Here is a 22,794-nt window from a genome sequence, read left to right on the forward strand (position 1 = left end):
CGTATGTTGTATAACTGATCTCCCAAAGGAATCTCTTAGGAATTCGGCAAGAACTCATCCGTAAATACTTTGCTGACATCGGGCTCCTCTTTCAATGCCCCAATCTCCTTTAACTGCTTTCCGAGCTCCGTCCAGCGTTCCTCTGTCATGTAACCAACACCGTGTTTCACCGCATCACCTTCGTATACGAACGGGATAAGTGTTTCAGCGGCATAGTTCAGCTTTTCTTTCGTAAAATCAGGGTTTTCCTTTAAAATGACGTCATTCACGGTATCATAATTGGTCTTGTAATAGTCCCAGCCCTTCATCGAAGCCTCGACATAACCACGCACAATATCAGGATGATCCTGTATGTACTGCTCCGTGGTGAACAGCACATTGGAATACGGGTTATAACCGGCATCTGCCAGTAGCAGGAAATTAATGTCCACATTCTGCTGCTTCATCTCGTACGGCTCACTGGTTACATATCCCTGAATGGCAACCGTTTCATCGGCTACAAAAGGAGCAAGAGAACCGGTATAAGCCAATTCCTTCACGTTACCCAATTGGTATTTACTCTTCACAAAATCCCAGAACACCGAGCCTGTCCCCACGTATACGGAGCGGTTGTTCAAATCGGCCAGGGAGGACATGTTCTGATTGGCATGAACCATAAGTCCCTGCGGGCTTTTCTGGAATATCGTCGCAATCGCTACAAGAGGGATTCCTTCTTCACGAGCGACCAGCAATTGATCCGCTGTTGCCAGTCCGAACTGCGCCTTGCCGGAAGCCACGATCTGTGTTGGAGACACCTGCGGTCCACCTGCCTGGATGGACATATCGAGACCAGCCTCATTGTAATATCCTTGTTCCTTTGCCGCATACAGACCCCCGTGCTCTGCTTGTGCAAACCAGTTCGTCACCTGTGTAATTGCCGTGAGTTCCTCGCTTCCCCCTGTAGCAGAGGCATTCTCAGCAGTTGGCTGATTCCCGCAAGCCGCCAGCAATGTGGATAAGGAAAATATTGCTGCGAGTAAAACGACAGTTCCCTTTTGTCTGTACTTGTTCATCTCATTACCACTCCCCAAGGAAAATTACTGATGATTTATACGACTTCCCCTACCGGATTTCGAAGCGTCATAAAGCCACTGATTCTACACTCGGCCACATCTCCTTGCTGAATCCGGACGGACCCGGGTGTGCCTGTCATGATCACATCACCCGGATAGAGAGTCATCATCTGTGAAAAATACGAGACAATGAACCATGGATGATACATCATGTGTGACACCGTATTGCTATGAATAACCTCATTATTCAACACCGTTTCAACAACGAGGCTCTGCAGATCACTTATTTCATCAGGTGTTAATAGTTGTGGTCCAAGACTGAAAAATGTATCGAATACCTTGGATCGCTGCAGGAATCTGGGGTTCCGTGCGTGAATGTCCTGGTTAGTCATATCCAGCGTTGCGGCAAAACCGGCAATGACCTCCTGCGCACGTTCTTCCGGCACATTTTTGCAGGTTCGGCCGATGATAATGCCAAGCTCTGCTTCTGATGTCACATTCACATCCTGAGCCGTCAGCTGGATATACTCTTCCGGCCCGATCAGGCTTGAGTCCGGCTTCATGAAGCAGACTGGCTCACGCTCTGGAGGAGTCGATGCGAGATCGATCGCTTTTTGCACATAATTCATGCCAATTCCCCATATTTTACGAGGGTTACGGAAGAGAGGAGCAGGTACGGCTCCCTCTGAAGGTATGAAAGGGATCGATGAAACTGTTCTGTCCCCGTGCTTCTGATACCACTGGACAAGCTCCCCTAGCTGGCCTTGCTGCAAGATCTCCATAACGGAGGTGCCCCATGTGCTTCCTTCCGCCTTGTTGATCTCCTCCAGAAGAAAGAATCGTTTGCCATGTTCAATCGCGGCCTGTTCACCATCGCCGTGTTTCAGACTGACGAGCTTCACAGGGTGCTTCCTGCTGGCTGCTGAACCGGCTCAGTCCCGCGGACATCGGTGATCTCGAAATCACACAGTTCCTCCAGCGCCTCCGACAAAATCGTTGAGATTCGTTCCTGAATAATCCTGCCTTTCTCAGGCGTGGCCGTCGTAGCATCACCAGCAATGCCGGTAGCAGAGATATCAGCCATCTTCCAGGCGAAGCGAATTTTCCCTTCTAATGTAAGAAAGCGGTATGAGGACATATCAGGAAGCTCCTTGACGAGGAACTCCTCCTTCACCCAGTCCGGTTTGATGGACATTACAAGAGAAGTCTCATAATCGCCACCATGAATACCGAATTCCAGTTCCTCGGAAGTGAGGAGATCCTCCGCCACATTCAGACTGCTGGGACTGAGATAGAAAACCATCATCCCCGTTCTGATCCGTATTTCTCGGGATACCGTATTCAGCAAATCCACGTTGCCGCCATGGGTATTAAACAACAGTAACTTGCGAAAACCACTGGCCTTCAGACTTTCTGCAATGTCCAGCATGATGGCATGCAGTGTGCTCCCAGATAAGGAAATGGTGCCCGGAAGTCCGATATGTTCATTGCTTTTGCCATACGAGACCGGAGGCAGCAGCCAGATCTCCTTATCCGTCCGCACCCGCTCCAGCGTTTGTGATAATGTCGCTTCCCCAATCAAAGTGTCCGTATATACGGGCAGATGGGGGCCATGCTGCTCCACAGCTCCGACTGGGAGAATAACCAGCGCCTTATCCTTCGGCAGTTCTTTGACCTGTTTGCTTGTCAGACGGGGCAAAAATCGTTCCTCCCAAGCTGTTCCTTCATATCGTTGAAACATAACTGACACCCTTTCTCCTGCAGCTTTATTTTTTTAAACGTAGCTTCATGTCCATATATCGAATGATGCTCTTATCCTTTTACTTCTGAATTCACTACTGAAAGAACGGATGTGGCCCATTCTAGCAGACGTTGATCCTGTCCCGGACCTGCAATGATTGAAATACCGACCGGGCGGCCCAGTACATCCGCAGCTGGAATCGTAAGCTGCGGCAGACCCGACAAGCCGGAAATGCAGGTTAATCGCATCGTATTCACTCTTCGTTCTTCAATTAAAGGCCCGCCCAAGCCCAGCTTCGGGGCCGTTCCAGTCGTCGTCGGAATTACAAGCACCGTATCCGTTCGGAGCAGGTCAGACATGTGCTTGCACACCTCAACCCGCCGTTTGGCTGCCTTCTTCTGATCGGCACGTTCAACGGTGCCTGCCCAGGAGAATCGCCCGGCCGTATCTGGTCCGAAGGTCGGCTGCTCACGTTCAATCCACGCCCCGTGCTCCTGCCATATTTCATAACCCTGGATCGTCCTGAACATGGTCATCCATTCAGGTAGACCCTGCGGGGCGATGCGAACCGTTTCATGGCTCGCAGCCATGCCGCACAGCAACTTCAGGTAAGGGTTAAGCGCCTCTTTGCTCTCCGTGTCAGCAAGCTCCCATGCATCCTCACCGATGAGCACCCGGCTGAAGCCTGTACCCGGGTCTGTCTGCGGCAAAAGTACTTCACCTACCCGGCACAGTGTCTCGAGATCGCGTGCCATCCAGCCGACGGTGTCGAAGCTGGGAGCGAGTGGGATAACGCCTTTCTCGGAGACCATGCCATGCGATGGACGCATTCCATAAATTCCACAATACGAAGATGGCACACGTACCGATCCTCCCGTATCCGTTCCAAGGGAGAAGTCAGCAAGCCCAGCGGCGACAGCAACCGCCGATCCGCTAGATGAACCTCCAGGGATACGATCGGGAGCCCTCGGATTCACTGGTGTTCCATAATGGACATTTTCCCCATTCAAGCTGAACATCAGCTCATCCGTATGCGTCATGCCCGTTAGCCTTGCTCCTTGCTGCAATAGCAGGTTGAGCGTTTCCGCGTGTTCCTTCGCCGGCTCATGCGTCTGGAGCCAACAAGGATTACCCGCGCCATTAGTAATGTCACGTACGGCAAACACATCCTTGACCATAAAGCTGAGTCCGTTCAACCTACCCTGTCCTGTCGGTTCAACGATCACCTGGTTGACAATGGCGTTCCATAGGTCCTTCATTGCATCATCCCATCCTTCCGCTCAGCCTTCTAACGATGCCAGCTCTTCCGAGGTGTTTCTCTCTATAGGAGTCGCTCCCCCGCTCAGCTCTTGTACCAACCAAGTGGAATCCGTAACGAAGCCATAACATTGCTTGATATTGTACAATGTCGCTTCTATGCAGAAATCTGGGGAGCTTGTTGCCGAGCAATCCTCCAGAAGTATGCCGTCATATCCGAGACAAGCCGCGTCCTGCAGTGTATGCATGACACACTGATCGAGATTTACCCCGGCAAACAACACCGTTTGAATATTAAGATTGCGTAGAATACTGTCCAGTGGTGTATCCCAAAACCCGCTCATGCGATATTTATCCACATAGATATCATCGGGGGACGAATCCAGACCATCGACAATTGCCGTTCCCCAACTGCCTTTCTCCAGCACCTTGGAGCCGTTCCCCGGCAGCGGGTCCCCGATACCGTTGCCCCGACCATCCGAATTGTACACATGGAGCACGGATGGCGGCACGTTCATTCGGTCTTCCCGGTTGCCCCAGTTCACCCAAATAACAGGCACTCCCGCTTTGCGCAGCTCGGGCATCAGTCGGTTCAGCCGGCTGACCGGGTTTAGGAGCGGAGAGGTATCGACCCCAATGGAATCCAGCCATCCACCCGGTGTACAGAAATCATTCTGCATATCGATGACAATAAGTGCCGTATGCTCGAGATCAAATATGACTTCCTGCGGCTGTGCAGGGAGGGTTACTGACTTGCCGTACTTTTGCGTTCGCCTTAGATCCACCAGCGTTTCGGACACTTGCCAATAGCTCTTTCGATTTCCAAGTTTGAACATATTAAGTCCCCTCATTTTTTCTGAAATTTCTGTTTTGAAGCTTTAAATTACTTTGGATTCAGGTTATGGCTTCCTCAGATACTCCGTTGTAAACGCCTGGGTAACATCTAGTGCCTTCGTTAACCCTCCGCCCTTGATCATCTGATCCTGCAGGGTGCTCCAGCGTTCCTTGGTCATGTAACCAATACCGTTTGCCTCTGATTCCTTGTTCAGAATAAAGGGTTTTTCCTGCACTGCCTCGTAATTCATTGCTTCTACCGTCATATCCGGATTGTAGGTTTGAATAAACGGATTTACCTTTTCATAGTTGTCTAGATAATAGCTCCAACCTTTCTGACTTGCCTGCACCACAGCTTCAACGACATCAGGGTGCTCTTTGAGATAATCTTCCGTCGTAAAAAGAACGTCTGCATAATTCGCATAACCGGAATCGGCAATTTTTAGATAGTCCACCTCAACCCCCTGCTGAGAAAGTGCGTAAGGCTCATTCGTGATGTAACCCTGATTGAGCGAACTGGAGTCATTGATAAAATTGACAAGCTGTCCGTTATACTTCATTTCTTTTACATCTGTCAGATTGTATTGACTCTTGATATATTCCCAGTAAGGTACCGCTGTACCGATGTATACGGTTTTGCCGTTCAGGTCTGTGAAATCCTGAATGTTCTCCCCCTTGTGGTACATCAGAACCTGCGGTGTGCTTTGAAAACCGGCAAGGATACCGACGACAGGGATTCCCTGTTCCCGCGCCTTCAAAATTTCATCCGCATAAGAGATGCCGAACTGAGCTTTGCCTGCAGCGACAAGCTGCATGGTTGACACCTCGGGGCCTCCTGGCTGAATCGTCATGTCGATCCCCTTGTCCTTATAATAGTTCTGCTGCAATGCCGCAAAGTAGCCTCCATCTTCCCCTTTGGCGTACCAACCCTCGATCAGTTTCACCTGCTTCAAATCGGTTCCGGCTTCCCCACCCGCCGGGGCGGCGGATTCTAGAGCGGAGGAATTGGAGCATGCGCTCAGAAGCAGTAGGATCAAAGAAGCAGCAGACAGCAGCCATTGCTTGTAACGAAAATTCATATGATGTTTGGACATGTTGGATCCCTCCCCCGGTTCTGGTATCATTTCATTGCTGATTCATGCCAGGACTTCAAAAGTTTGTTCGACACCATGTTGATGATCAGGAAAAATGCGATTCCTAGGGCGGATGCAGCTAAACCGCAGGCGAACAGGTAAGGAGTTTGCAGGCGGGTTGCCGCAACGGTAATCCCGTACCCGAGTCCGCCTTGTCCGCCACCAATGCCTGCAATGTATTCACCCACGATCGCTCCGACAACCGAACTGGAGCATGAAATTTTCAGCCCTGCCATAATGTACGGGAGTGCCGCCGGAAATCTAAGCCTCCAAATGGTTTGCAGCTTGCTTGCATTATACAAATAGAATAAATTCTTCATGTTCTGATCCGTTGAGTTCAATCCGATCAGCGTATTCGATAAAATCGGGAAAAAGCTAATTAAGAATGAGATAATTACAATCGCATTTATTCCCGCTCCGAACCAGATCACTATGATTGGCGCTACCGCAACGACCGGAATAGTCTGGAGAATAATAGCGTAGGGATATACGCTTTTTTCTACCGTTTTGGACAAGGCCAGTAGAATGGCCAATGAAATACCGAGCACGACACTGATCGTAAAACCGATCAACGCCTCAACAATGGTTGTGCTTACGGACGTAATCAGATTTGCGCTGTTCTCAGCAGCGGCTGCGGCAATATCGGATGGCTTGGGCAAGATATATGGGGGCATTCCGAGTATCCGCACGATTAATTCCCATCCACCGATAAACAGGACAAACACGACGATTGGCGGCAGAATTTTTTTCAGCAGTCCAATGACTGGGCTCTCTTCTGCCGGATGATGGCTGCGGGCATTGTCCTTCCCGGAAGCTCGGATACCTGGTGTCGTTTCAACGGCTGAATTAGCTACCATCTCTTCCATGTTGCTTCCCTCTCCTCTCATTTCTGGCTATCAATGATTCAGTACATTGGACACGCTGCGTACATATTCACCGAATTCAGGCTGGGTCCGGAATTCATCATCCCTCGGATAGGCAAACGGAATATCAACGAAATCCGAAATTTTACCGGGACGAGGCGTCATCACTACGACTTTTGTTGATAGGAACACACTTTCAAACACGTTATGCGTAATGAACAGAACCGACATTTTCTTGTCCTGTTCCCAAATATTTAACAGTTCATTCTGCAGCGTCTGCCTGGTAATTTCATCAAGGGCGCCAAACGGTTCGTCCATTAACAGCAACTTGGGACGAGATATCAACGCTCGTGCAATAGATACTCTCATCTTCATTCCGCCTGACAACTCACGGGGCAGCACCTTCATATAATCCTTCAGGCCTACCAGCTCTAGTACCCGTTCCCCTTCGGTAATCCGCTCTTTTTTGGATACGCCACGTAAAGTAAGAGGCATGGTGACATTATCAATCAGCTTGGCCCACGGGAGCAGGGTGTGCTCCTGAAATACAAAGGCAATTTCATTCTGTTTACGTGCTTCCTTTGGGGAAGTACCCAGCACGGTCAGATGACCGGAGGTCGGTTCCGTCAAACCGGCAATCATATTGAAAATGGTAGATTTGCCGCAACCGGAAGGACCGACAAAACATAGAAATTCTCCTTCCCCCACATGCAGATTCGCATGCTGCACAGCTACAGTGCCATTGGGGTAGATTTTGCCGACATCATCGATTACAAGCATGGAACGACTGTCCTTATGGGCCGCTGCCTGTTGATTTTGGGTGAGCTGCATCTGAATCCCCTCTTCTCTTTGAAGTTGTGTCCTATCATATAGCCAAAAAATATTCGTGTAAATATTCCTGACACAATTTTGGTTTTTTATCTAATGGTATACGCTTTACGTTGGTTCAAAAACAGAATAATCTATGTTTTTGGTCATTTTATATGACATGTATATAACAATAGGGATTGCAGGGATTCGACAAGACCCTATATAATTGCTTAAAAAGTTACGCGGTGTCCGGTACCTGATTCAGATATGTATCGTTTAGGAGGATGGATTGACATGCATTTAACTATAGAAGATGCGTTGGCGGTATACCCGTTATCGGAAGGGAAGTTGGCAGCTGGTAAAAAAGGAATTTCTCGAACGATTAGCTCTATCAATTTGATGGATGCGCCGGATGTGATCAACTGGATGAAAGAAGGGGAGCTCTTGTTGACTACAGCTTATGCGATTAGGGATTCACCTGAGGAATTTGTTAATTTGCTGCAAAAGCTGAATGAACGTGGGGCCTCCGGGCTTGGCATCAAGCTTGGTCGATACTGGGCGGAAATACCAGAGATAGCCCTGTTGGAAGCCGATCGGCTGGGCTTGCCCCTAATTGAGCTGCCTTTTGAGTTTACCTTCTCCGAGCAGATCACCGCTCTCTACCAATCCGAGTTCCAACGCGATACCCGCCGGCTGAATGAATTGCTTGAAACACAGAAGAAGCTGGTTGATTTTGCGATGCAGGCTGATGATCACACCAATTATTTTCAAAGTATCACAAGCATTTTAGGGGTTCCTTTAGCCATCGTTACCTCTGACGGACAGACCTTGTATAATATGACACGCTGTTCCGATATGGAGCTGTTGAGCGATTGGCCCTGGAATCAGGACAATCGGTTTTACAAGTCGGCGAGCAACCTGTTGTATCGGGTCCCCCTGCTGAAAAACGGAAAGTCATACGGTTACTTGCTGATACAAACTGAAAATCTGCTGGAAGCACATGAAATGGAGGGCATTTTTCACCAAGCTGCCGTTATTCTTTCCTATCATCTAGAGGTCATTCAGAATCAGGAGGCTGCTGCGGCAGGTAGTCGTCTTGGCATGGCCATGGAACGTTACTTAAAAGGGAACGCCTCTCTGAAAACGGTGCTCGAATTTGCCGAAGCATTGGGAAACACATTTTGGAGCACGCCCTACGTATGCATGGTATCTTCCACAAGAGCGGATGCTTGGGACCATGAAAGTCAGAGGCGCAAACTGAGGGAGATCCAGAACAGACTTCAGGACCATCCCAAAACGTCCTCCTTGGAATCCCATCATTTTTATGTGATGAACCGCATATATTCACTCTTCCCCCTTCTAGAAGAAGAGACCAAGGATCGAAGGAAGTATGAGAATTCGGTACGTTTGTATGCGGATTTGATGCATTCATGGGACCACGGAACAAGGACATGTTTTATAAGTAAAGTGAGAACGGGCATGAAGGAGTTCATTGACGGCTTCCGGGAGTGCGGGGAGGCTGAGAGAATCAGTACAGAGCTTGGTTTGAGCGAACCGATTGTCATGTTTGCTGACCTGGAGTTTATTTATCTCTTTAAGCATATTCCACAGGAGGTTATGCTCCGGTATTGCTCTTATTTATTCCGTCCACTGCTGGACAAAGAAGAGGAATACACCAGCGAGATGATGCACACACTTGAAGCCTATTTCGCCAACAACGGGCAAGTGAATGAAACGGCACGTGAGCTATATATCCATCGCAACACCGTGCTGTACAGGCTGGAGAAAATTTCGGGGCTGCTGAATCTGGATTTGAAGAATACCGATCATCTGCTGCTCTTAAAGCTGGGACTTATGTTTAGGCACTTGATGTCGCCTGAGAGGCAAATTTAAAAAAGGGTAATTGTCGTCGCACTCTGTTCCACCCAATAAAGAAAAACCTCAGCAGGTTTACCGAGCTGAGGTTGATATTTTCATTATACTTGTTCACTTTTATCTTGAGCTGATGCCACTCTGGTGTCTTTTGATTCCGCTTGAATTTCGCATCAGGTGCTTCGAATACTCCCTAATTGACTACTAGAGCCGCACCTAGCTTATTCATTTAATAACTTCAACCTTTTTATCCCCTGCTGTCTTCGCTACCTCTAACGTTGTGGTACCTTGGATCGCGACGATCACGCCAGCAGCCAGCATAGAAACGATTAAAGCTGCGCTGAGAGTTGTGGACATTTTCTTCTTGACCATAATCATACCTCCGGTATCTATTATGTATTAAGCAACTCAAAATGGACGAGTCGAGGGTGACTACATGATTGCGAAAAAGAATTACAATATTTCGCGCATTTCTTGTGAAGTAACTCATTTGTTGATTGTATTATAACCTACTGTAAATGATTGTAAAGTTATTTATTTCTAAGTTTAGATAAACAAAATATTAGGCACGGAAAATAAAGTTGTAGACTATAACTCCGTTATTTGGACTCTTCCAGCACAACTATATGGCTAGAATGAGAGAAGAAACACTCATATTTCACGCCCCTCCGCCTTGGCCAACGACAAATATGCCCAATCTTCTCCGAGCCTGATTGGACTGCATCCATCCGCTTGGAACTTCATGACAGCATCATCATATTGCTTTTTCTGCGCTTCGCTTAGATTGGCAACGTATCGCTGTCTCGCCTGTACAAATTGTTCTTCTGTACCGTAACGATAGTAAAAATAAGGGCTGAGGATTCTTTTTGGCATCTTAGCATTTTCTTCTATGACGATATCAACAATTCCTGTGTTTTCATCTCGAGTGCTTTGCGGGATTTTACAACTTTGAAGCCAGCGAGTGGTCTCAAATCCCGCAGTGATTTTAACGTAAACTCTATCAACTCATGGGCTGATGACTGCTCGCTAAAAGCATACTGGCTAAGAATGGCGTTCATGTTTGCGTCTATACTTGATTCCGCACTTGCACGTTGACCTGCGTTTTTGTTCATAGTAGATCACCAGCAGAGGATGCGTAAAATACGTCTCCATGCATATGTTTAATTCGATCCCAGTTAGCGGGATTGGTTGTGTCTAGGGAGCGGTTCTCCATTATGGCTTGATATAAAGTGGTCTTTTCTTCCAAATGTGCCAAGTGCTGTTTGGCTTCTTCAAACTTAGCAAGAGCTGCTTCTCGATGCTCCATCATAAGTGTGTACCGTTGTGGGATCGTTGAATCTCCTTCGAGACAGTAATCAACATACATTTTAATAATATCAATCGGCATCCCGGATTGTTTGAGACATTTGATGCCATGTAACCAGTTGATTGATTCTTCGTCAAACATTCGAATATTATTCTGATTGCGCTTTACACTTGGAACCAAGCCTTTATCTGTATAAAAGCGAATAGCGTGCTCGGTGAGTCCTGTGATCTGCGCGGCCTCTTTAACGGTATGCATGAGAAGACCTCCTTGAAAAATATAAATTCCAGAGTATGCTTGCCTTCGTGTAACACGAAGGTGATAGGCTCATTGTAATGCAACTCGACCATGAAGGTAAACCCTGTTGAGGGGCCCAAATTCAAATCTAGGGCCATTGCATGATATTTAAATATTAGGAGGAATTACGATGCAAACCGTAACATTAAACAATGGGGTAAAAATGCCGATTATCGGCTTTGGTGTTTACCAAGTTCCGGATGCTGAAGAATGTGAGAATGCAGTATATGAAGCGCTGATGGCTGGTTATCGGTTGATCGACACTGCATCCGGTTATCTAAATGAGGAAGCGGTCGGACGTGCGATCAAGCGCAGTGGCGTGCCTCGTGAAGAGCTGTTCATCACGACCAAGCTCTGGGTCCAGGATGCCAGTTATGAGAGCGCTAAGCTCGCTTTTAACAAATCCTTAAATAAGCTGCAGTTGGATTATCTCGATTTATATCTTATACACCAGCCGTTTGGCGATTACTACGGTGCTTGGCGTGCCATGGAAGAACTGTACCATGAAGGTAAAATCAAGGCGATCGGTGTTAGCAACTTCCTGCCCGACCGTCTGATGGACCTTATCGTGCATAATGAGATCGTGCCAGCTGTTAACCAGGTCGAAACTCACCCGTTCTATCACCAAACCGAGAGTGCCACCTTTATGAAAGAACAAGGAGTTCAACATCAGTCGTGGGCTCCATTCGCTGAAGGGCTTAATAACATGTTTGGCAACGAAGTGCTGACATCCATTGCTGCAAAACACAGTAAGTCTGTCGCACAGGTCGTGCTGCGTTGGCTTGTCCAGCGTGGGATCGTTGTCATTCCGAAATCAGTAAAAAAAGAGCGGATCGTCGAAAACTTCAACATCTTCGATTTTGAGCTCAGTACCGAGGATATTGAACAAATTACGGCCCTTGATACGCGGAAGAGTCTTTTCTTATCGTATCACGATCCGGAAGTCGCCAAGATGATGGGAAACTGGAAAATTGATCTGTAAACCATACTGTTATGTGCAAAAAAGAATGTTGATCTGAAAGATCAACATTCTTTGTTTTTCTTAACCATCCGATGCAAAAGCAGACTATTTCAGGACTCGTAATTGAATCATTCTACATCCACATAACCTTGTTGTGTTTCGAGGTTCAGGTTGTATATCCCACAAGTTTTCACCCTGCAAGTTCCAAACCGATCTCAGCCATATGCTGGATGTATTAACTGACGGTCCCCATATTCGTTACCAACTTTTCAAGTTTATCAGCGTCATCCATCGTTATTGAATTGAACTGAGTATCAGCCAAATTATACAGATTGGGAAGTATACAATCTATTAAGTGTCTACCTTTATCCGATAGTTGTACGAATATCACTCGACGATCCGAATGACAAGGGATCCGAGCTAGCAGCTTTTTATTCTCCAATTTATCCAAGATATACGTCAAAGCACCACTAGTCAAAGAAACATGTTGAGAAATCTGTTGAATTGATTGTTTCTCTTCATGTTCAAGCGATACTAACACGGAAAGTTCCGTGAAATTGAGGTCTGCTTTCTTTAACTCGCTCCGAAATTGGTCCTGAATCATTTTTGACATTTGAATGAAATGAAGACATGCTTGATATCGGAAATTATTCATTGCTTCTCACTCCATTTTATATATCTCAGTTTTAAGATTCTTTATATAAATATTACTTGTTATATGTACTTTTGTCAATTTCAAACCAAGCTCAGGATCAAAATTTCTTGTTACTGATAACTAAAAAAAAGCCTCCATATTCAATTACCTACGATCCCAGATAAACGCAAAAAAACCTCCCAAGCTTCAATGAGCTCGGTTCGGTTTTTATTCACAGCATGATGACACAGCTATCTCAGTCCAACATCTTTAAAACGATTGCCGATGGTTTCGGGAAAGGCCTGCTTAATGGCATCAATGGCACGTTGTTCCGTTTCTCTCGCTTGATGGAGAAGCGCTATTACAGACTGAACACACCCCGGTTCTTTTACATCCCATAAATTGGACTGATCAACCCAACCAATGATCTCCAAATAAAGATCCGACAAGGATGTATATTCTTTTATGACCTGAACCATCTGTTCAGAGAGGTATCCAAGACCTGCAACATAGGAGGCAATATTCTCTCTTGATTTGCAATAATATCGGAGGACTGCAGCAGCTTGCCTCGGATCATAAACGCTTGTTTCCAGTGCTGAAGCAATGACAGAATATGCAGCAGATCCGCAGGCGTAATCTTGAGGTGGCAGCATGTAATCATGGATTTCCCATTTGTAGACGGCCTGAATCAACGATTCCTTGCAGACCTCCCATACATCTACCGCTCTACAGGATTCAAGCACCTGATAATACCAATAAGGCGTACTATTTCGCCCAAAAGAATCGTAAGGCAAACGAGTAACGTCATGTCCTTCGCAGTTACAGATGAGCAAAACTTGCTCCACATCATCATACCCGGCAGCAATAACAAATTGGTCATGCCATACTATGGCCCCCACACCCCGATCAATGGATGTCTTAATGTCCACCAATGCCTGTTTTTGATACAAAGGAAACGTCGCTGCAAATGAAAACCCTGCTGACTGACTGGCCGTTACTCCAATAAAATCAGCAGCTACAAAGTTTTCTGCCATCCAGTTGTAGGCTGAGATGGATTCTTCGGTCAGACGCCGATCTACGACCAATCGAAATACAGTTGCTGTCATACCCGCAATCATGTGACGCGGGAATTCTGTCCACTTCTTATGTATTAAAATGCGGTGCATCACATCTGCATAGGAGCCCATGCTGCTACTTATAATGTTTCGATCCTTAGAATACTGGGCTTGTTCGGCTTGAATCAGGTCCAGATAAACTTGTTTTGCCATTATCCTTCCTCCCTCTGTCTATCTTGCCGAGTGCGCTCCCCATCGTGGTACAGTAGAGCGCTTACGATCAGGGGAATTTACGGATATCATGCGAAAAAAATGGACCGCTTGCTCTTCTAGTCCTTTCGCTTCCATTAGAACTTGTGCCAGTTTTTCCGCTGCATCCAGCTCCAGGGTCCATTTGTCTTCCTGCTGAATCATGAATCCCCTCATCTGGTGAATTAACGTTCCAAGCTGGTCATAACATGAATAAGCTTGGTCCAGCTCATCCCATATTCCTTGCATATCCTGCAGGTACATTCGAATTTCATTTCGAGACTGACAATAAGATTCTAAAAGATAAGTTGCCCCTGATGGATCATAATCTCCACTTCGTAGAGCTTGCACCCATACGTCATATGCCAATCGGCCAGAAGCGATGTTTTGATCTGGTAATAGTCGATAAGGGATATCCCAATCCTCGATAGCAAGTCGTAAGGATTCCAACAACATATCCTGTTTGGGTATTGGAATCTGCTCACCAAAGATCTGACAATACCAGAAACCTGTGAAGTTTAGCCCGAAATTGTCATATAGCAAAATCTGAGGCTCCTTACTCGACCCATCTTGTAAATAAAAGATACAATCTTCGTCATCATATCCATGGATAACCCCGAACTCCGGAATCCAATAGATTACTCCTTTTCCCTCGTCCAGACTTCGCTTTACCCATTGCACTGCATCTAGCTGATAATAATCGAATGTAGAATGGCGTGTACGACCTCCATCCCAGATTGTGAATATTCCCAGGTTGTCAATTCCAGGGCGGTGTGCTTCTCCCCATTGTCCATACGCCGTTACCGACATGGGAAGAAGCCTGCGATGCACCGAAAGTTTAAAAGCCATTCCCGTATACCCGGAGAGCAAATGCTTTGCACCTTGAAACTGACCTGTATGGGTCAATATAGCATGCAGACTATCCACAAATGATTTAGACTCTCGCTTTACCACCAGGTTGTTTAACTGTACTTCGGCCAAGATAAGATCTCCCTCCATGGTCTTTACTTCACTTGAGCATGATTTGAATTGTGAAGTCTGTTAAGTATTGCGTCTGCATGGCTCTGCATCCTGCGTCTTAGCCACCCGGGAGATATTAATTCCTCCCAGTCACTTATAAATAATTGCTGCATGAAAGCCTCTGTGTCATAAAATTCAATAGCGTGGATCTGATCCTGTTTGTCCCGAATGGGGTACCCTTGCCACTGCCCTGTTTGCTGTACTTCTTTCAGACGAATCTCAGCTACAAATGGTTTTCGAACAGGTAGGGGTTCTTCCCATCCACTGAGCTGCTTGTCTGATTTACACTCGAATGTTTCATCCGTCAATCGGACATGAACGATACCCTCCAGACGTAGGGCACTTTGCTGTACAGGATCCGTTTCATAGCCAATGACGTAATCAGCATTATACTGGGAGATGATCTTCAATGGGCACCAAGAGAACTGCCTTTCTCCGGAAAAGTCTCTGTAATACATATGTACTTTAAGTGATTCTGTTATGGCATGGGATAATAATTCAAAATGCTGAAGAAGCTTCGGCGATGCAGCGAATGTGGGTAGTGGTCGGCTCAATATCTGTTGCTCTTCAGCCGTAAATCGCTCTAACAGATGCGCCACACGCTTTACCACATCAGATTGTTCGTGATTAAAATGCCGATAACGATGAGCCAAATACTTAAGGACGCTCTGTTCTTCTTCTGTCATATATAAATGGGGTAAACGATAGGTCTGGTCCTCATAACAATACCCTCTATATTTCGCAAGATATAGTAAAGGGGCACGTAATGAAATCGCCATATATTCAATATCGCGCTGTGCCTGACGCCGGGATATTTCAAATTCACGGGCAAGCCAGCTGCTGTTCGGAAAACGTCCGCTTCGAATCTGCTCGTCAAACCAGTGAATCCGATGCATATTACTCATTTTACAGGCCCCCATTGATTCCACATTGTGCTAAACGTAAACCCATTATACCAAACGAATGGCCCGCTCCGAAGAACAGGCCTGCTACGTTATACGGTTGCTCTATCCACTCTGGATTGCACAGCTTTGGAACATTTCTTGCATACTTTCAGACTTGTCCCATCTGTTTTCGTTTGCGAATACAACAGTTTTATACGTGTGCTGCTGCATACCGGACATGTTCCCCGCCCCCTGGAAGGAATACTCCACAAGACGCGTCCTCTTTTGGTTTTTGCCAATGGTGTGAACCTCTTTTCGATGTAGTTTGTGTGTTCACCGTTATTATAGAGGTCATGGTACGACATAGAATGTCGCAGCAGTTCGTATTGAAATCAGATCGATCTACAAAAAAGAAAAGCTCGCACAGGCAGGGTATGATGACTTCCCTGCCCAATACGAGCGTCTACTTCAATTTTGCATTCAAACGGTTGGATCCGTGTGAGTACGTTTAGCAATAGTTCATTTCATAGAGCGATATTCCAGTAAATCCGTCAAATTGGAGATCTTCTGCAGCAGCTTCTCCCCGATATTGGTTTCTCTCACCAGTTTCCGCGCCAGTTCTTTGTCCACCAGTCTTTTTATAGATAATACATCCGTTCCGTTACAGAGCACATCTTCTTTTGAATTAAATTTCTGATGGGCGACGAGCTGCATGCCGAAGGAATTATACAGCAAAGTATATCCCGCGATGCCCGTTGTGGATTGATAAGCTTTGGAAAAACCACCGTCAATGACGACCATTTTTCCATTTGCTTTTACAGGGCTCTCTCCACGAATTTCTTTCACTGGCGTGTGTCCGTTAATGATATGTCCATGATCCGGATTCAAACCAAACTCCTGCAGGATCTTTCGACAGATCTCTTCCTTTTCACGTAAATGGTAGTATGGGTTCTTTCTCTCCTTATGCGCATCCTTATCTTGGATAAAGTACCGTTCAAAAGTGGTCATTTCCCTCTTGCCAAAGAGTGAGGAACATTCCCCTGTCCAGATGTACCATACCATATCCGTCGCCAGATCATCTGTCTCTTCCGGATGCGCAAAGGCGTAACGTAAGTTATCCTCAAAAACATCGAGCAGCTGGCGACCCGCATACGTCTTGTCTTCAATCTGCATTTCTTCCATATTTCCTTCTTCATCCAAAGGAATACAGCCGTGGATTAACAAATTCCCATTGTATTTTAAATAAAGGCTGCCCTTTTTCATAAGGAAATTCATATGCCGGGCCAGCTTCTCGGAATGCTGAACGGAGAACAACAGCTTCTCCATCACCTGGCGTTCTTCCTCCAGCAATTGTTCAGGGTTCTGCGGATCTACGGTTGCAAAACAGGTGTTTTCCAGCTGGTACGTTTTTCCGCAGATGTTGATTTCATTGTTGTCGTAATCGATCTGCTCCAGCAGAAGTCTTTCAGACATATTAAAGTCTGGGCGTCTTTTGATAATCGGGATTTCAAGCTTAAACTGAATCATGGCAATGGCTTGGTGAATCTTGGTGATCTGCAGAATTTCCTGCTCCGATACATTATGGCCGCCCTGCAGCTTAGGTCTGAAAGGTGGATTATCTTCATAGTATTTCTCCGCCAGGTTTAACAGTGGGCGAAGATTGATTCCGTATACATCTTCGATGATGTCCAGATTGTCGTATCTCGCGCAGATCCGGATAATATTCGCAAGGCAGACCAGAGAACCTGCATAGGCGCCGATCCAGAGCACATCATGGTTTCCCCACTGAATGTCTACAGAATGGTAGTTGATTAACGTATCCATAATTTTATCGGGGTCTGGCCCACGGTCATAAATATCGCCAACCACATGAAGGTGGTCAACCACCAGACGCTGGGTCGTATAAGCAAGGCCGATAATGAGATTGTCCGCCTGACCCAAGGATATAATCTGCCGATATATTTCCTCGTAATAAGGATCCTTATTGTTGGTTGTATCCGTCTTGTATAGAAGCTCTTCTATAATATATACGTACTGTTTCGGCAGAGCTTTCCGCAATTTGGAGCGTGTATATTTGGAAGAAGCATAAGAAACAAGCTTAAGCATGTTTTCAATCGTTTGTCTGTACCACTGGTTCAAAGCCTGTTTATTGCTCAGGTCCCCTATAACCAGCTTTATTTTTTCTTCCGGATAATATACTAACGCCGCAAAATCATTAATTTCCTGCTCTGTCCAAATCTCACGAAATAATTCTTTGATTTTCTCTTTCACGGTACCTGAACCGTTTCGTAGTACATGCTGAAAAGCCTGGAACTCGCCGTGCAAATCACTGACAAAATGCTCGGTTCCCTTCGGAAGATTGGATATCGCTTCAAGGTTGATAATCTCTGTTATGATTTTTTCTTCCGTATCATATTTCTCAGCAAGTAGATCTAAAAATTGCTCATCCAAAACAGATGTCCCCTTTCAAGGAATGATCGTGATGTATAGTTGGGTCCAATCTTTGCAAATGCAATTATAACCACTCTATATATGTTTTTTACCAAACACGGAATTCCTTCTACATGCTATCCGCAAAGGTCATTATACTCCAGTTTCTCCTGGTTCAACAAATTTCATTGAATAAATGTACTTGGCGTTTGCTTTATCTACTGGACAACATCAGTCCATATGGAAGCAACGTCAAGCTATGGCTGAATTCACATTTATCGTTTAAGTTCATTGTAGTTATTTTGAAATAATAATTGTGTTTACGCTATTCATACTTATGAAACCAGGATTTAGGAAGGAAGCGAGATTATGAGCAATCTTTCGTTAATGGGGTTTGCCCCTGCACTAGGATGGAATTCATGGAATACCTTCACGTGGGACATCAATGAGCAGTTGATTCGGGATGTTGCCGATGTGTTTGTTACAGAGGGTTATCTGGACGCCGGATACGAGTACATCGTCATTGACGATTGCTGGAGTCTGAAGGAACGGAATGCAGATGGCAATCTGGTCGCAGACCCCGCCAAATTCCCGAGTGGAATGAAGGCGCTTGCAGATTATATCCACGACAAAGGTCTGAAATTTGGCATGTATTCCTGTGTTGGTACACATACTTGTGCAGGTTATCCAGGCAGCTTCGAGCATGAATTCCAGGATGCTGCGTTATTCGCCGAGTGGGGCGTGGATTATTTAAAATATGACTACTGTTTCAAGCCGCGACATATCTCAGGTGAGCTGTTATACAAGCGCATGAGCCTTGCACTCAAAAACTGCGGGCGGGATATCCTGTTCTCTGCCTGCAACTGGGGAGAGGACAACGTATATGAGTGGATTCGTGAATCAGGGGCTCATATGTATCGCTCCACCGGTGACATTCGCGACAACTGGCAATCGGTCAAGGACCTGGCGCTGTCTCAGCTCGGCAAACAAAGCTACACTGGCTCCTTCTGCCATAATGACATGGACATGCTCATTGTTGGCATGTACGGCGGAAGCAATAACGACTTTATTGGAACCATTGGCGGCTGTAACGACACTGAATACAAAACGCACTTCTCGCTCTGGTCCATGATGGGATCACCGCTCATGATTGGATGTGATGTCCGCAAGGCCAATCAGTCCACGAAGGATATTCTGTTGAACCCGGACCTGCTTGCCATCAACCAGGATGCAGAGGCACGCGGTGCCTATCGCATCAAACCCGAGCCTCAATGGTTCCATACAGATGATGTATTCATGCTGGTGAAGGTGCTGACAGACGGAGATCTTGCCATCGGATTCTTCAACCTGAGTGACAGTCAACGCGAGCTGTCTCTTCAATTTTGGGATATGGGGCTGCCTTACGCCGCGGGTTATTCCCTGTCACTCTACGATTGCTGGGAACATAAGGAGCTGGGTGTATTCCGCGAGCGTTATGCACCGGTGGTTGGGGCCCATGATTGTCTCGTCGTGCGAGCCAAACTGGTGAAATAAATGGTACAGAGCCGGCTCTGCACCACTTGCCAGGTTCCGCTCTCGTCGGATGATGTGGGCATTTATCTCAAACTGGTCTCTCGCACAGCCCAGCAATTCCTCTGTATCGACTGTCTCGGTGTGAAGCTGAATTGCGGGCGGGATCCGATTGAGAAGCTGATTCGTTACTTCCGTGAATCCGGAAACTGTGCACTTTTTCGATAAAAGCAATATGTAATCTGTCTATCCGTTAGTGTACCGACCGTATTCCCTTACAGTTCTGCTTGTTTCTGATGTAACAGCATGTAGGCTGATGGTGTACACGATGTTGCCTTTTTGAATACTCTCGAAAAATAAAGCGGATCATTATACCCAACCGAATAGGCTATGGATTGAATGGACAAACTGGAAGACTTCAGCAGCTCACAGGCGCGCCGGATACGGCATGCCGTTATATACGCCGAGATGGATTCGCCTGTAGCTTCTTTGAACTTGCGGAACAGGTAGCTCCGCTCCAGATTCACGGCCTGTACAATCTCCGCAACCGTCAAGGTCGATTTCCAGTAGTTCTGCTCAATATAGGTTCGCGACAGCCACACATAATCTCGGGCTTCCTCCTGCGTCTCGCGTGGGAAATACTCCATGTAATAGGATAATAACAGGTGCAAACGCGCATCTGCCCTAAACACTTCACTTGGTGATGCCCCCGCATTCCAGGCCAGGTGAAACCAGGGTTCCAAGCTTTCCGGCGCAGCTGGCAGTACGGGATGCTGGACCGAAAACTGCGTCAACTCTATAAGTCGTCCTGCGTCTCGTCCGTCGAACTCCATCCATACGTATTCCCAAGGGTCGGCCGGATCGGGGTAGTAATAGATTTCTTTTTGCGGAAAAATAATAAAGCTCTCTCCGGCACCCAGCCGAAATTGCTGGCCCCCGGTTTCCAGTGTACCCTGCCCTTGCATGATATAATGCAGCGCATAAACGTCACGCACGCCCGGTCCCCACTGGTGAAGATTGACGGGTTTATGGGCGCCGCTTATAAAATAAACCTGACTCGCCCTGCTCCCGTCTGTCCATAATGAGTCCACATCCGGCTCCTCCCTTCTTGATACCAGTCATTATATATGATTTTGTGGAGTTTTTGATTTATTTTGAAGCTAGAAACTACCTTTCAAGTTGCTTATGATCGAGATAGTGGTCTCATAACCCAACAGATATATGTAAGCGCAACCACAAACATCTTGGATCGACATGAATAAAAATGCTCAATTCAGAGAGGAGAATGTTGTGTTGCTTAGAATCGTTCAGGTAGAAAATGGCCAAGTTCAGGGACTGCCTGCCGCAGACCCACGTGTTACCAGCTTTAAAGGTATTCCATTCGCCGCCCCACCGGTAGGCCAGAACCGCTGGCGTGCACCACAACCTGCATCCGATTGGGATGGGGTGCTGCAAGCTTTTGATTTTGCCCCCACCTCGATGCAGGCCCCGACCGTCATTGACGATAATAACATCTATACGCGAGAGTGGTCTGTTGATCCCGATCTGCCGATGAGTGAGGATTGTCTGTATTTGAATGTGTGGACACCTGCCAAACGAACGGATGAGAAGCTGCCTGTGTTTGTCTGGTATTTTGGTGGTGGGCTTCAGGTGGGTCATACTGCTGAAATGGAATTTGATGGTGAGCGCATTGCACGCAGGGGCATTGTCGTGGTTACCGTGAATTACCGTTTGAATGCGTTTGGTTTCCTGTGCCACCCGGAGATTAGCGCTGAATCCCCACAAGCACCTGCGAACTTTGGACATCTGGATCAACAGGCAGGTACGGCCTGGGTGAAACGTAACATCGCTGCCTTCGGCGGTGATCCGGATCAGATAACCATTGGTGGACAATCTGCAGGCGGTGGCAGTGTGCTAAGTCAGATGACTTCCCCGCAGAACAAAGGCCTGTTCCAGCGAGCTGTCATCATGAGTGGAATTGCGACCGAACTGTATCCTAATGTGCGCGTACCATCTGTCCGCGGCACACTGCGGGATGCCGAACAGAAGGGCGTTGATTTTTTCCGTTTTCTGGGCGTATCCAGTTTAGATGAAGCCAGACAGCTGGACGCCGTCACGTTGCGGGATAAAATCCTGGAATATCAAAGCTTCTGGGGAACAGTCATCGATGATCAGTTCTGTACGGATGATCCGTTCATTCGTTTCATGCAGCATAAGCGCGAACTCGTTCCCGTTATGCTTGGGCATACCTCTTCCGAGTTTTGGACCCAGCCTGCGGTAAGCAGTATGGAGGAACTGAAGCAAATGGCGACTGAACTGTTTGGCGAGGATGCGCCCGCCTTTTTGCAGCGCTGTGGAGCCGATACTGAAGATCTCGATCATGTATTTCAGCAGGCATCGATCCGCATGATTGAGCATGCGATTCAACTTGTGATCCGCTCCAATAGTGGTCATCCATCCGAGACACCGCTCTATTATTATAATTTCGACGCGGAGATTCCGGGCTGGGATCAGCCAGGTACGTTCCATTCCGTTGATCTGTGGTTTTTCTTCGAAACTCTCGCCAAATGCTGGCGGCCTTTCGTCGGTAAACATTATGACCTGGCACGCCAGATGTGTAATTATCTGTCCAACTTTATCGCGACAGGTGATCCGAATGGTCTGGATTCCACGGGCAAACCCTTGCCCTATTGGATTCCAAGCAGTACCGAGCAGCCTTACCGCATGGAATTCGGTGATACGTCCCAGTTACAGCGTGCAGAGCCGGGGCCTGTACTTGAATTGGTCATTGAACAATATTTCAAAAAGCAGAATGAGCCTGTTGTGTAAACATTCATCCGTGTATATGAATCAGACAATGAAGAGCCATGCAAGTATGCATGGCTCTTCA

At 46.8% G+C, this 22,794-nt stretch carries 24 protein-coding genes; 5 read left to right on the top strand and 19 right to left on the bottom strand.

All coding sequences use genetic code 11. From position 1 onward, the window contains the following. Nucleotides 1-35: 35 nt before the first annotated feature. The 8 genes from AC3RCI_RS15660 to AC3RCI_RS15695 form a co-directional block, all read right to left on the bottom strand. Entirely contained in the window at nucleotides 36-1,052 is a 1,017-nt protein-coding gene (locus AC3RCI_RS15660; RefSeq protein ID WP_336781651.1) for an ABC transporter substrate-binding protein, read from the bottom strand. Between the two features lie 35 nt (nucleotides 1,053-1,087). Continuing rightward, nucleotides 1,088-1,954, bottom strand: a complete 867-nt coding sequence (locus AC3RCI_RS15665; protein WP_336781652.1) for a fumarylacetoacetate hydrolase family protein — start codon at nucleotides 1,952-1,954, stop codon at nucleotides 1,088-1,090. After that, nucleotides 1,951-2,793: a creatininase family protein gene (locus AC3RCI_RS15670; protein ID WP_492525348.1), complete on the bottom strand. Its 843-nt coding sequence runs from the start codon at nucleotides 2,791-2,793 to the stop codon at nucleotides 1,951-1,953. The genes AC3RCI_RS15665 and AC3RCI_RS15670 overlap by 4 nt, the downstream gene beginning before the upstream one ends. 71 nt (nucleotides 2,794-2,864) lie before the next feature. Then, the gene (locus AC3RCI_RS15675; RefSeq protein ID WP_336781654.1) at nucleotides 2,865-4,052 is read right to left on the bottom strand and encodes an amidase; all 1,188 of its coding nucleotides are present in this window, start codon (nucleotides 4,050-4,052) and stop codon (nucleotides 2,865-2,867) included. A 21-nt stretch (nucleotides 4,053-4,073) separates the two neighbouring features. Beyond that, nucleotides 4,074-4,886: a cysteine hydrolase family protein gene (locus tag AC3RCI_RS15680; RefSeq protein ID WP_336781655.1), complete on the bottom strand. Its 813-nt coding sequence runs from the start codon at nucleotides 4,884-4,886 to the stop codon at nucleotides 4,074-4,076. A 63-nt stretch (nucleotides 4,887-4,949) separates the two neighbouring features. Beyond that, on the bottom strand, nucleotides 4,950-5,978 hold the full coding sequence (locus tag AC3RCI_RS15685; RefSeq protein WP_492525350.1) for an ABC transporter substrate-binding protein: 1,029 nt from the start codon (nucleotides 5,976-5,978) through the stop codon (nucleotides 4,950-4,952). Between the two features lie 26 nt (nucleotides 5,979-6,004). Then, on the bottom strand, nucleotides 6,005-6,883 hold the full coding sequence (locus AC3RCI_RS15690; protein ID WP_492525352.1) for an ABC transporter permease: 879 nt from the start codon (nucleotides 6,881-6,883) through the stop codon (nucleotides 6,005-6,007). Between the two features lie 30 nt (nucleotides 6,884-6,913). Further along, nucleotides 6,914-7,711: an ABC transporter ATP-binding protein gene (locus AC3RCI_RS15695; RefSeq protein ID WP_492525354.1), complete on the bottom strand. Its 798-nt coding sequence runs from the start codon at nucleotides 7,709-7,711 to the stop codon at nucleotides 6,914-6,916. A 273-nt stretch (nucleotides 7,712-7,984) separates the two neighbouring features. Here AC3RCI_RS15695 and AC3RCI_RS15700 point away from each other — a divergent pair, with 273 nt between their 5' ends. Further along, nucleotides 7,985-9,583, top strand: a complete 1,599-nt coding sequence (locus AC3RCI_RS15700) for a PucR family transcriptional regulator (protein WP_492525356.1) — start codon at nucleotides 7,985-7,987, stop codon at nucleotides 9,581-9,583. 204 nt (nucleotides 9,584-9,787) lie between these two features. On the opposite strand, the gene AC3RCI_RS15705 is transcribed toward AC3RCI_RS15700, so the two are convergent. The 4 genes from AC3RCI_RS15705 to AC3RCI_RS15720 form a co-directional block, all read right to left on the bottom strand. Beyond that, the gene (locus AC3RCI_RS15705) at nucleotides 9,788-9,934 is read right to left on the bottom strand and encodes a hypothetical protein (RefSeq protein ID WP_164764185.1); all 147 of its coding nucleotides are present in this window, start codon (nucleotides 9,932-9,934) and stop codon (nucleotides 9,788-9,790) included. 279 nt (nucleotides 9,935-10,213) lie between these two features. Then, complete coding sequence (locus tag AC3RCI_RS15710) at nucleotides 10,214-10,435, bottom strand: hypothetical protein (RefSeq protein WP_492525357.1); 222 nt, start codon at nucleotides 10,433-10,435, stop codon at nucleotides 10,214-10,216. Between the two features lie 14 nt (nucleotides 10,436-10,449). Beyond that, complete coding sequence (locus AC3RCI_RS15715) at nucleotides 10,450-10,674, bottom strand: hypothetical protein (protein ID WP_492525359.1); 225 nt, start codon at nucleotides 10,672-10,674, stop codon at nucleotides 10,450-10,452. Continuing rightward, entirely contained in the window at nucleotides 10,671-11,123 is a 453-nt protein-coding gene (locus tag AC3RCI_RS15720; protein ID WP_154894128.1) for a MerR family transcriptional regulator, read from the bottom strand. The genes AC3RCI_RS15715 and AC3RCI_RS15720 overlap by 4 nt, the downstream gene beginning before the upstream one ends. Before the next feature lie 169 nt (nucleotides 11,124-11,292). Here AC3RCI_RS15720 and AC3RCI_RS15725 point away from each other — a divergent pair, with 169 nt between their 5' ends. Continuing rightward, nucleotides 11,293-12,144, top strand: a complete 852-nt coding sequence (locus AC3RCI_RS15725; RefSeq protein ID WP_336781661.1) for an aldo/keto reductase — start codon at nucleotides 11,293-11,295, stop codon at nucleotides 12,142-12,144. Nucleotides 12,145-12,358: 214 nt separating this feature from the next. Here the strand turns inward: AC3RCI_RS15725 and AC3RCI_RS15730 are convergent, their stop codons facing one another. The 6 genes from AC3RCI_RS15730 to AC3RCI_RS15755 form a co-directional block, all read right to left on the bottom strand. Further along, complete coding sequence (locus AC3RCI_RS15730) at nucleotides 12,359-12,778, bottom strand: MarR family winged helix-turn-helix transcriptional regulator (protein WP_492525361.1); 420 nt, start codon at nucleotides 12,776-12,778, stop codon at nucleotides 12,359-12,361. Between the two features lie 230 nt (nucleotides 12,779-13,008). Further along, nucleotides 13,009-14,025, bottom strand: coding sequence for a hypothetical protein (locus AC3RCI_RS15735; RefSeq protein ID WP_492525362.1), 1,017 nt, complete (start codon nucleotides 14,023-14,025; stop codon nucleotides 13,009-13,011). A gap of 18 nt (nucleotides 14,026-14,043) precedes the next feature. Continuing rightward, nucleotides 14,044-15,042 (bottom strand): cysteine peptidase family C39 domain-containing protein, encoded by a 999-nt coding sequence (locus AC3RCI_RS15740; protein WP_492525364.1) that lies wholly within the window; start codon nucleotides 15,040-15,042, stop codon nucleotides 14,044-14,046. Between the two features lie 23 nt (nucleotides 15,043-15,065). Continuing rightward, the gene (locus tag AC3RCI_RS15745; protein WP_336781664.1) at nucleotides 15,066-15,986 is read right to left on the bottom strand and encodes a helix-turn-helix transcriptional regulator; all 921 of its coding nucleotides are present in this window, start codon (nucleotides 15,984-15,986) and stop codon (nucleotides 15,066-15,068) included. 89 nt (nucleotides 15,987-16,075) lie between these two features. Then, nucleotides 16,076-16,264 carry a hypothetical protein gene (locus tag AC3RCI_RS15750; protein ID WP_154894122.1) on the bottom strand — a complete coding sequence of 63 codons (189 nt, stop codon included), beginning with the start codon at nucleotides 16,262-16,264 and terminating at the stop codon, nucleotides 16,076-16,078. A gap of 220 nt (nucleotides 16,265-16,484) precedes the next feature. After that, nucleotides 16,485-18,416 (bottom strand): fructose-1,6-bisphosphatase, encoded by a 1,932-nt coding sequence (locus tag AC3RCI_RS15755; protein ID WP_492525366.1) that lies wholly within the window; start codon nucleotides 18,414-18,416, stop codon nucleotides 16,485-16,487. 348 nt (nucleotides 18,417-18,764) lie between these two features. On the opposite strand from AC3RCI_RS15755, the gene AC3RCI_RS15760 reads away from it, so the two are divergent. Continuing rightward, the gene (locus AC3RCI_RS15760) at nucleotides 18,765-19,928 is read left to right on the top strand and encodes a glycoside hydrolase family 27 protein (protein WP_492525367.1); all 1,164 of its coding nucleotides are present in this window, start codon (nucleotides 18,765-18,767) and stop codon (nucleotides 19,926-19,928) included. Continuing rightward, nucleotides 19,929-20,132: a hypothetical protein gene (locus tag AC3RCI_RS15765; RefSeq protein WP_492525368.1), complete on the top strand. Its 204-nt coding sequence runs from the start codon at nucleotides 19,929-19,931 to the stop codon at nucleotides 20,130-20,132. It begins immediately after the preceding gene. A gap of 47 nt (nucleotides 20,133-20,179) precedes the next feature. Here AC3RCI_RS15765 and AC3RCI_RS15770 read toward each other — a convergent pair whose 3' ends face one another. After that, nucleotides 20,180-20,995, bottom strand: coding sequence for a helix-turn-helix transcriptional regulator (locus AC3RCI_RS15770; protein WP_492525370.1), 816 nt, complete (start codon nucleotides 20,993-20,995; stop codon nucleotides 20,180-20,182). Between the two features lie 202 nt (nucleotides 20,996-21,197). On the opposite strand from AC3RCI_RS15770, the gene AC3RCI_RS15775 reads away from it, so the two are divergent. Further along, a complete protein-coding gene (locus AC3RCI_RS15775) occupies nucleotides 21,198-22,733 on the top strand; it encodes a carboxylesterase/lipase family protein (RefSeq protein ID WP_492525372.1) in 1,536 nt (511 codons plus the stop codon). The last annotated feature ends 61 nt before the right edge of the window (nucleotides 22,734-22,794 follow it).

The organism is Paenibacillus sp. MT124, assembly GCF_058792755.1.

What these genes read in the sequence shown, in the direction of transcription:
- AC3RCI_RS15715 (WP_492525359.1), bottom strand. Translation starts at nt 10,674, where the DNA reads ATGAACAAAAACGCAGGTCAACGTGCAAGTGCGGAATCAAGTATAGAC.
- AC3RCI_RS15710 (WP_492525357.1), bottom strand. Translation starts at nt 10,435, where the DNA reads ATGCCAAAAAGAATCCTCAGCCCTTATTTTTACTATCGTTACGGTACA.
- AC3RCI_RS15685 (WP_492525350.1), bottom strand. Translation starts at nt 5,978, where the DNA reads ATGTCCAAACATCATATGAATTTTCGTTACAAGCAATGGCTGCTGTCT.
- AC3RCI_RS15720 (WP_154894128.1), bottom strand. Translation starts at nt 11,123, where the DNA reads ATGCATACCGTTAAAGAGGCCGCGCAGATCACAGGACTCACCGAGCAC.
- AC3RCI_RS15765 (WP_492525368.1), top strand. Translation starts at nt 19,929, where the DNA reads ATGGTACAGAGCCGGCTCTGCACCACTTGCCAGGTTCCGCTCTCGTCG.
- AC3RCI_RS15675 (WP_336781654.1), bottom strand. Translation starts at nt 4,052, where the DNA reads ATGAAGGACCTATGGAACGCCATTGTCAACCAGGTGATCGTTGAACCG.
- AC3RCI_RS15700 (WP_492525356.1), top strand. Translation starts at nt 7,985, where the DNA reads ATGCATTTAACTATAGAAGATGCGTTGGCGGTATACCCGTTATCGGAA.
- AC3RCI_RS15660 (WP_336781651.1), bottom strand. Translation starts at nt 1,052, where the DNA reads ATGAACAAGTACAGACAAAAGGGAACTGTCGTTTTACTCGCAGCAATA.
- AC3RCI_RS15670 (WP_492525348.1), bottom strand. Translation starts at nt 2,793, where the DNA reads ATGTTTCAACGATATGAAGGAACAGCTTGGGAGGAACGATTTTTGCCC.
- AC3RCI_RS15690 (WP_492525352.1), bottom strand. Translation starts at nt 6,883, where the DNA reads ATGGAAGAGATGGTAGCTAATTCAGCCGTTGAAACGACACCAGGTATC.
- AC3RCI_RS15695 (WP_492525354.1), bottom strand. Translation starts at nt 7,711, where the DNA reads ATGCAGCTCACCCAAAATCAACAGGCAGCGGCCCATAAGGACAGTCGT.
- AC3RCI_RS15760 (WP_492525367.1), top strand. Translation starts at nt 18,765, where the DNA reads ATGAGCAATCTTTCGTTAATGGGGTTTGCCCCTGCACTAGGATGGAAT.
- AC3RCI_RS15725 (WP_336781661.1), top strand. Translation starts at nt 11,293, where the DNA reads ATGCAAACCGTAACATTAAACAATGGGGTAAAAATGCCGATTATCGGC.
- AC3RCI_RS15735 (WP_492525362.1), bottom strand. Translation starts at nt 14,025, where the DNA reads ATGGCAAAACAAGTTTATCTGGACCTGATTCAAGCCGAACAAGCCCAG.
- AC3RCI_RS15730 (WP_492525361.1), bottom strand. Translation starts at nt 12,778, where the DNA reads ATGAATAATTTCCGATATCAAGCATGTCTTCATTTCATTCAAATGTCA.
- AC3RCI_RS15705 (WP_164764185.1), bottom strand. Translation starts at nt 9,934, where the DNA reads ATGGTCAAGAAGAAAATGTCCACAACTCTCAGCGCAGCTTTAATCGTT.
- AC3RCI_RS15745 (WP_336781664.1), bottom strand. Translation starts at nt 15,986, where the DNA reads ATGAGTAATATGCATCGGATTCACTGGTTTGACGAGCAGATTCGAAGC.
- AC3RCI_RS15680 (WP_336781655.1), bottom strand. Translation starts at nt 4,886, where the DNA reads ATGTTCAAACTTGGAAATCGAAAGAGCTATTGGCAAGTGTCCGAAACG.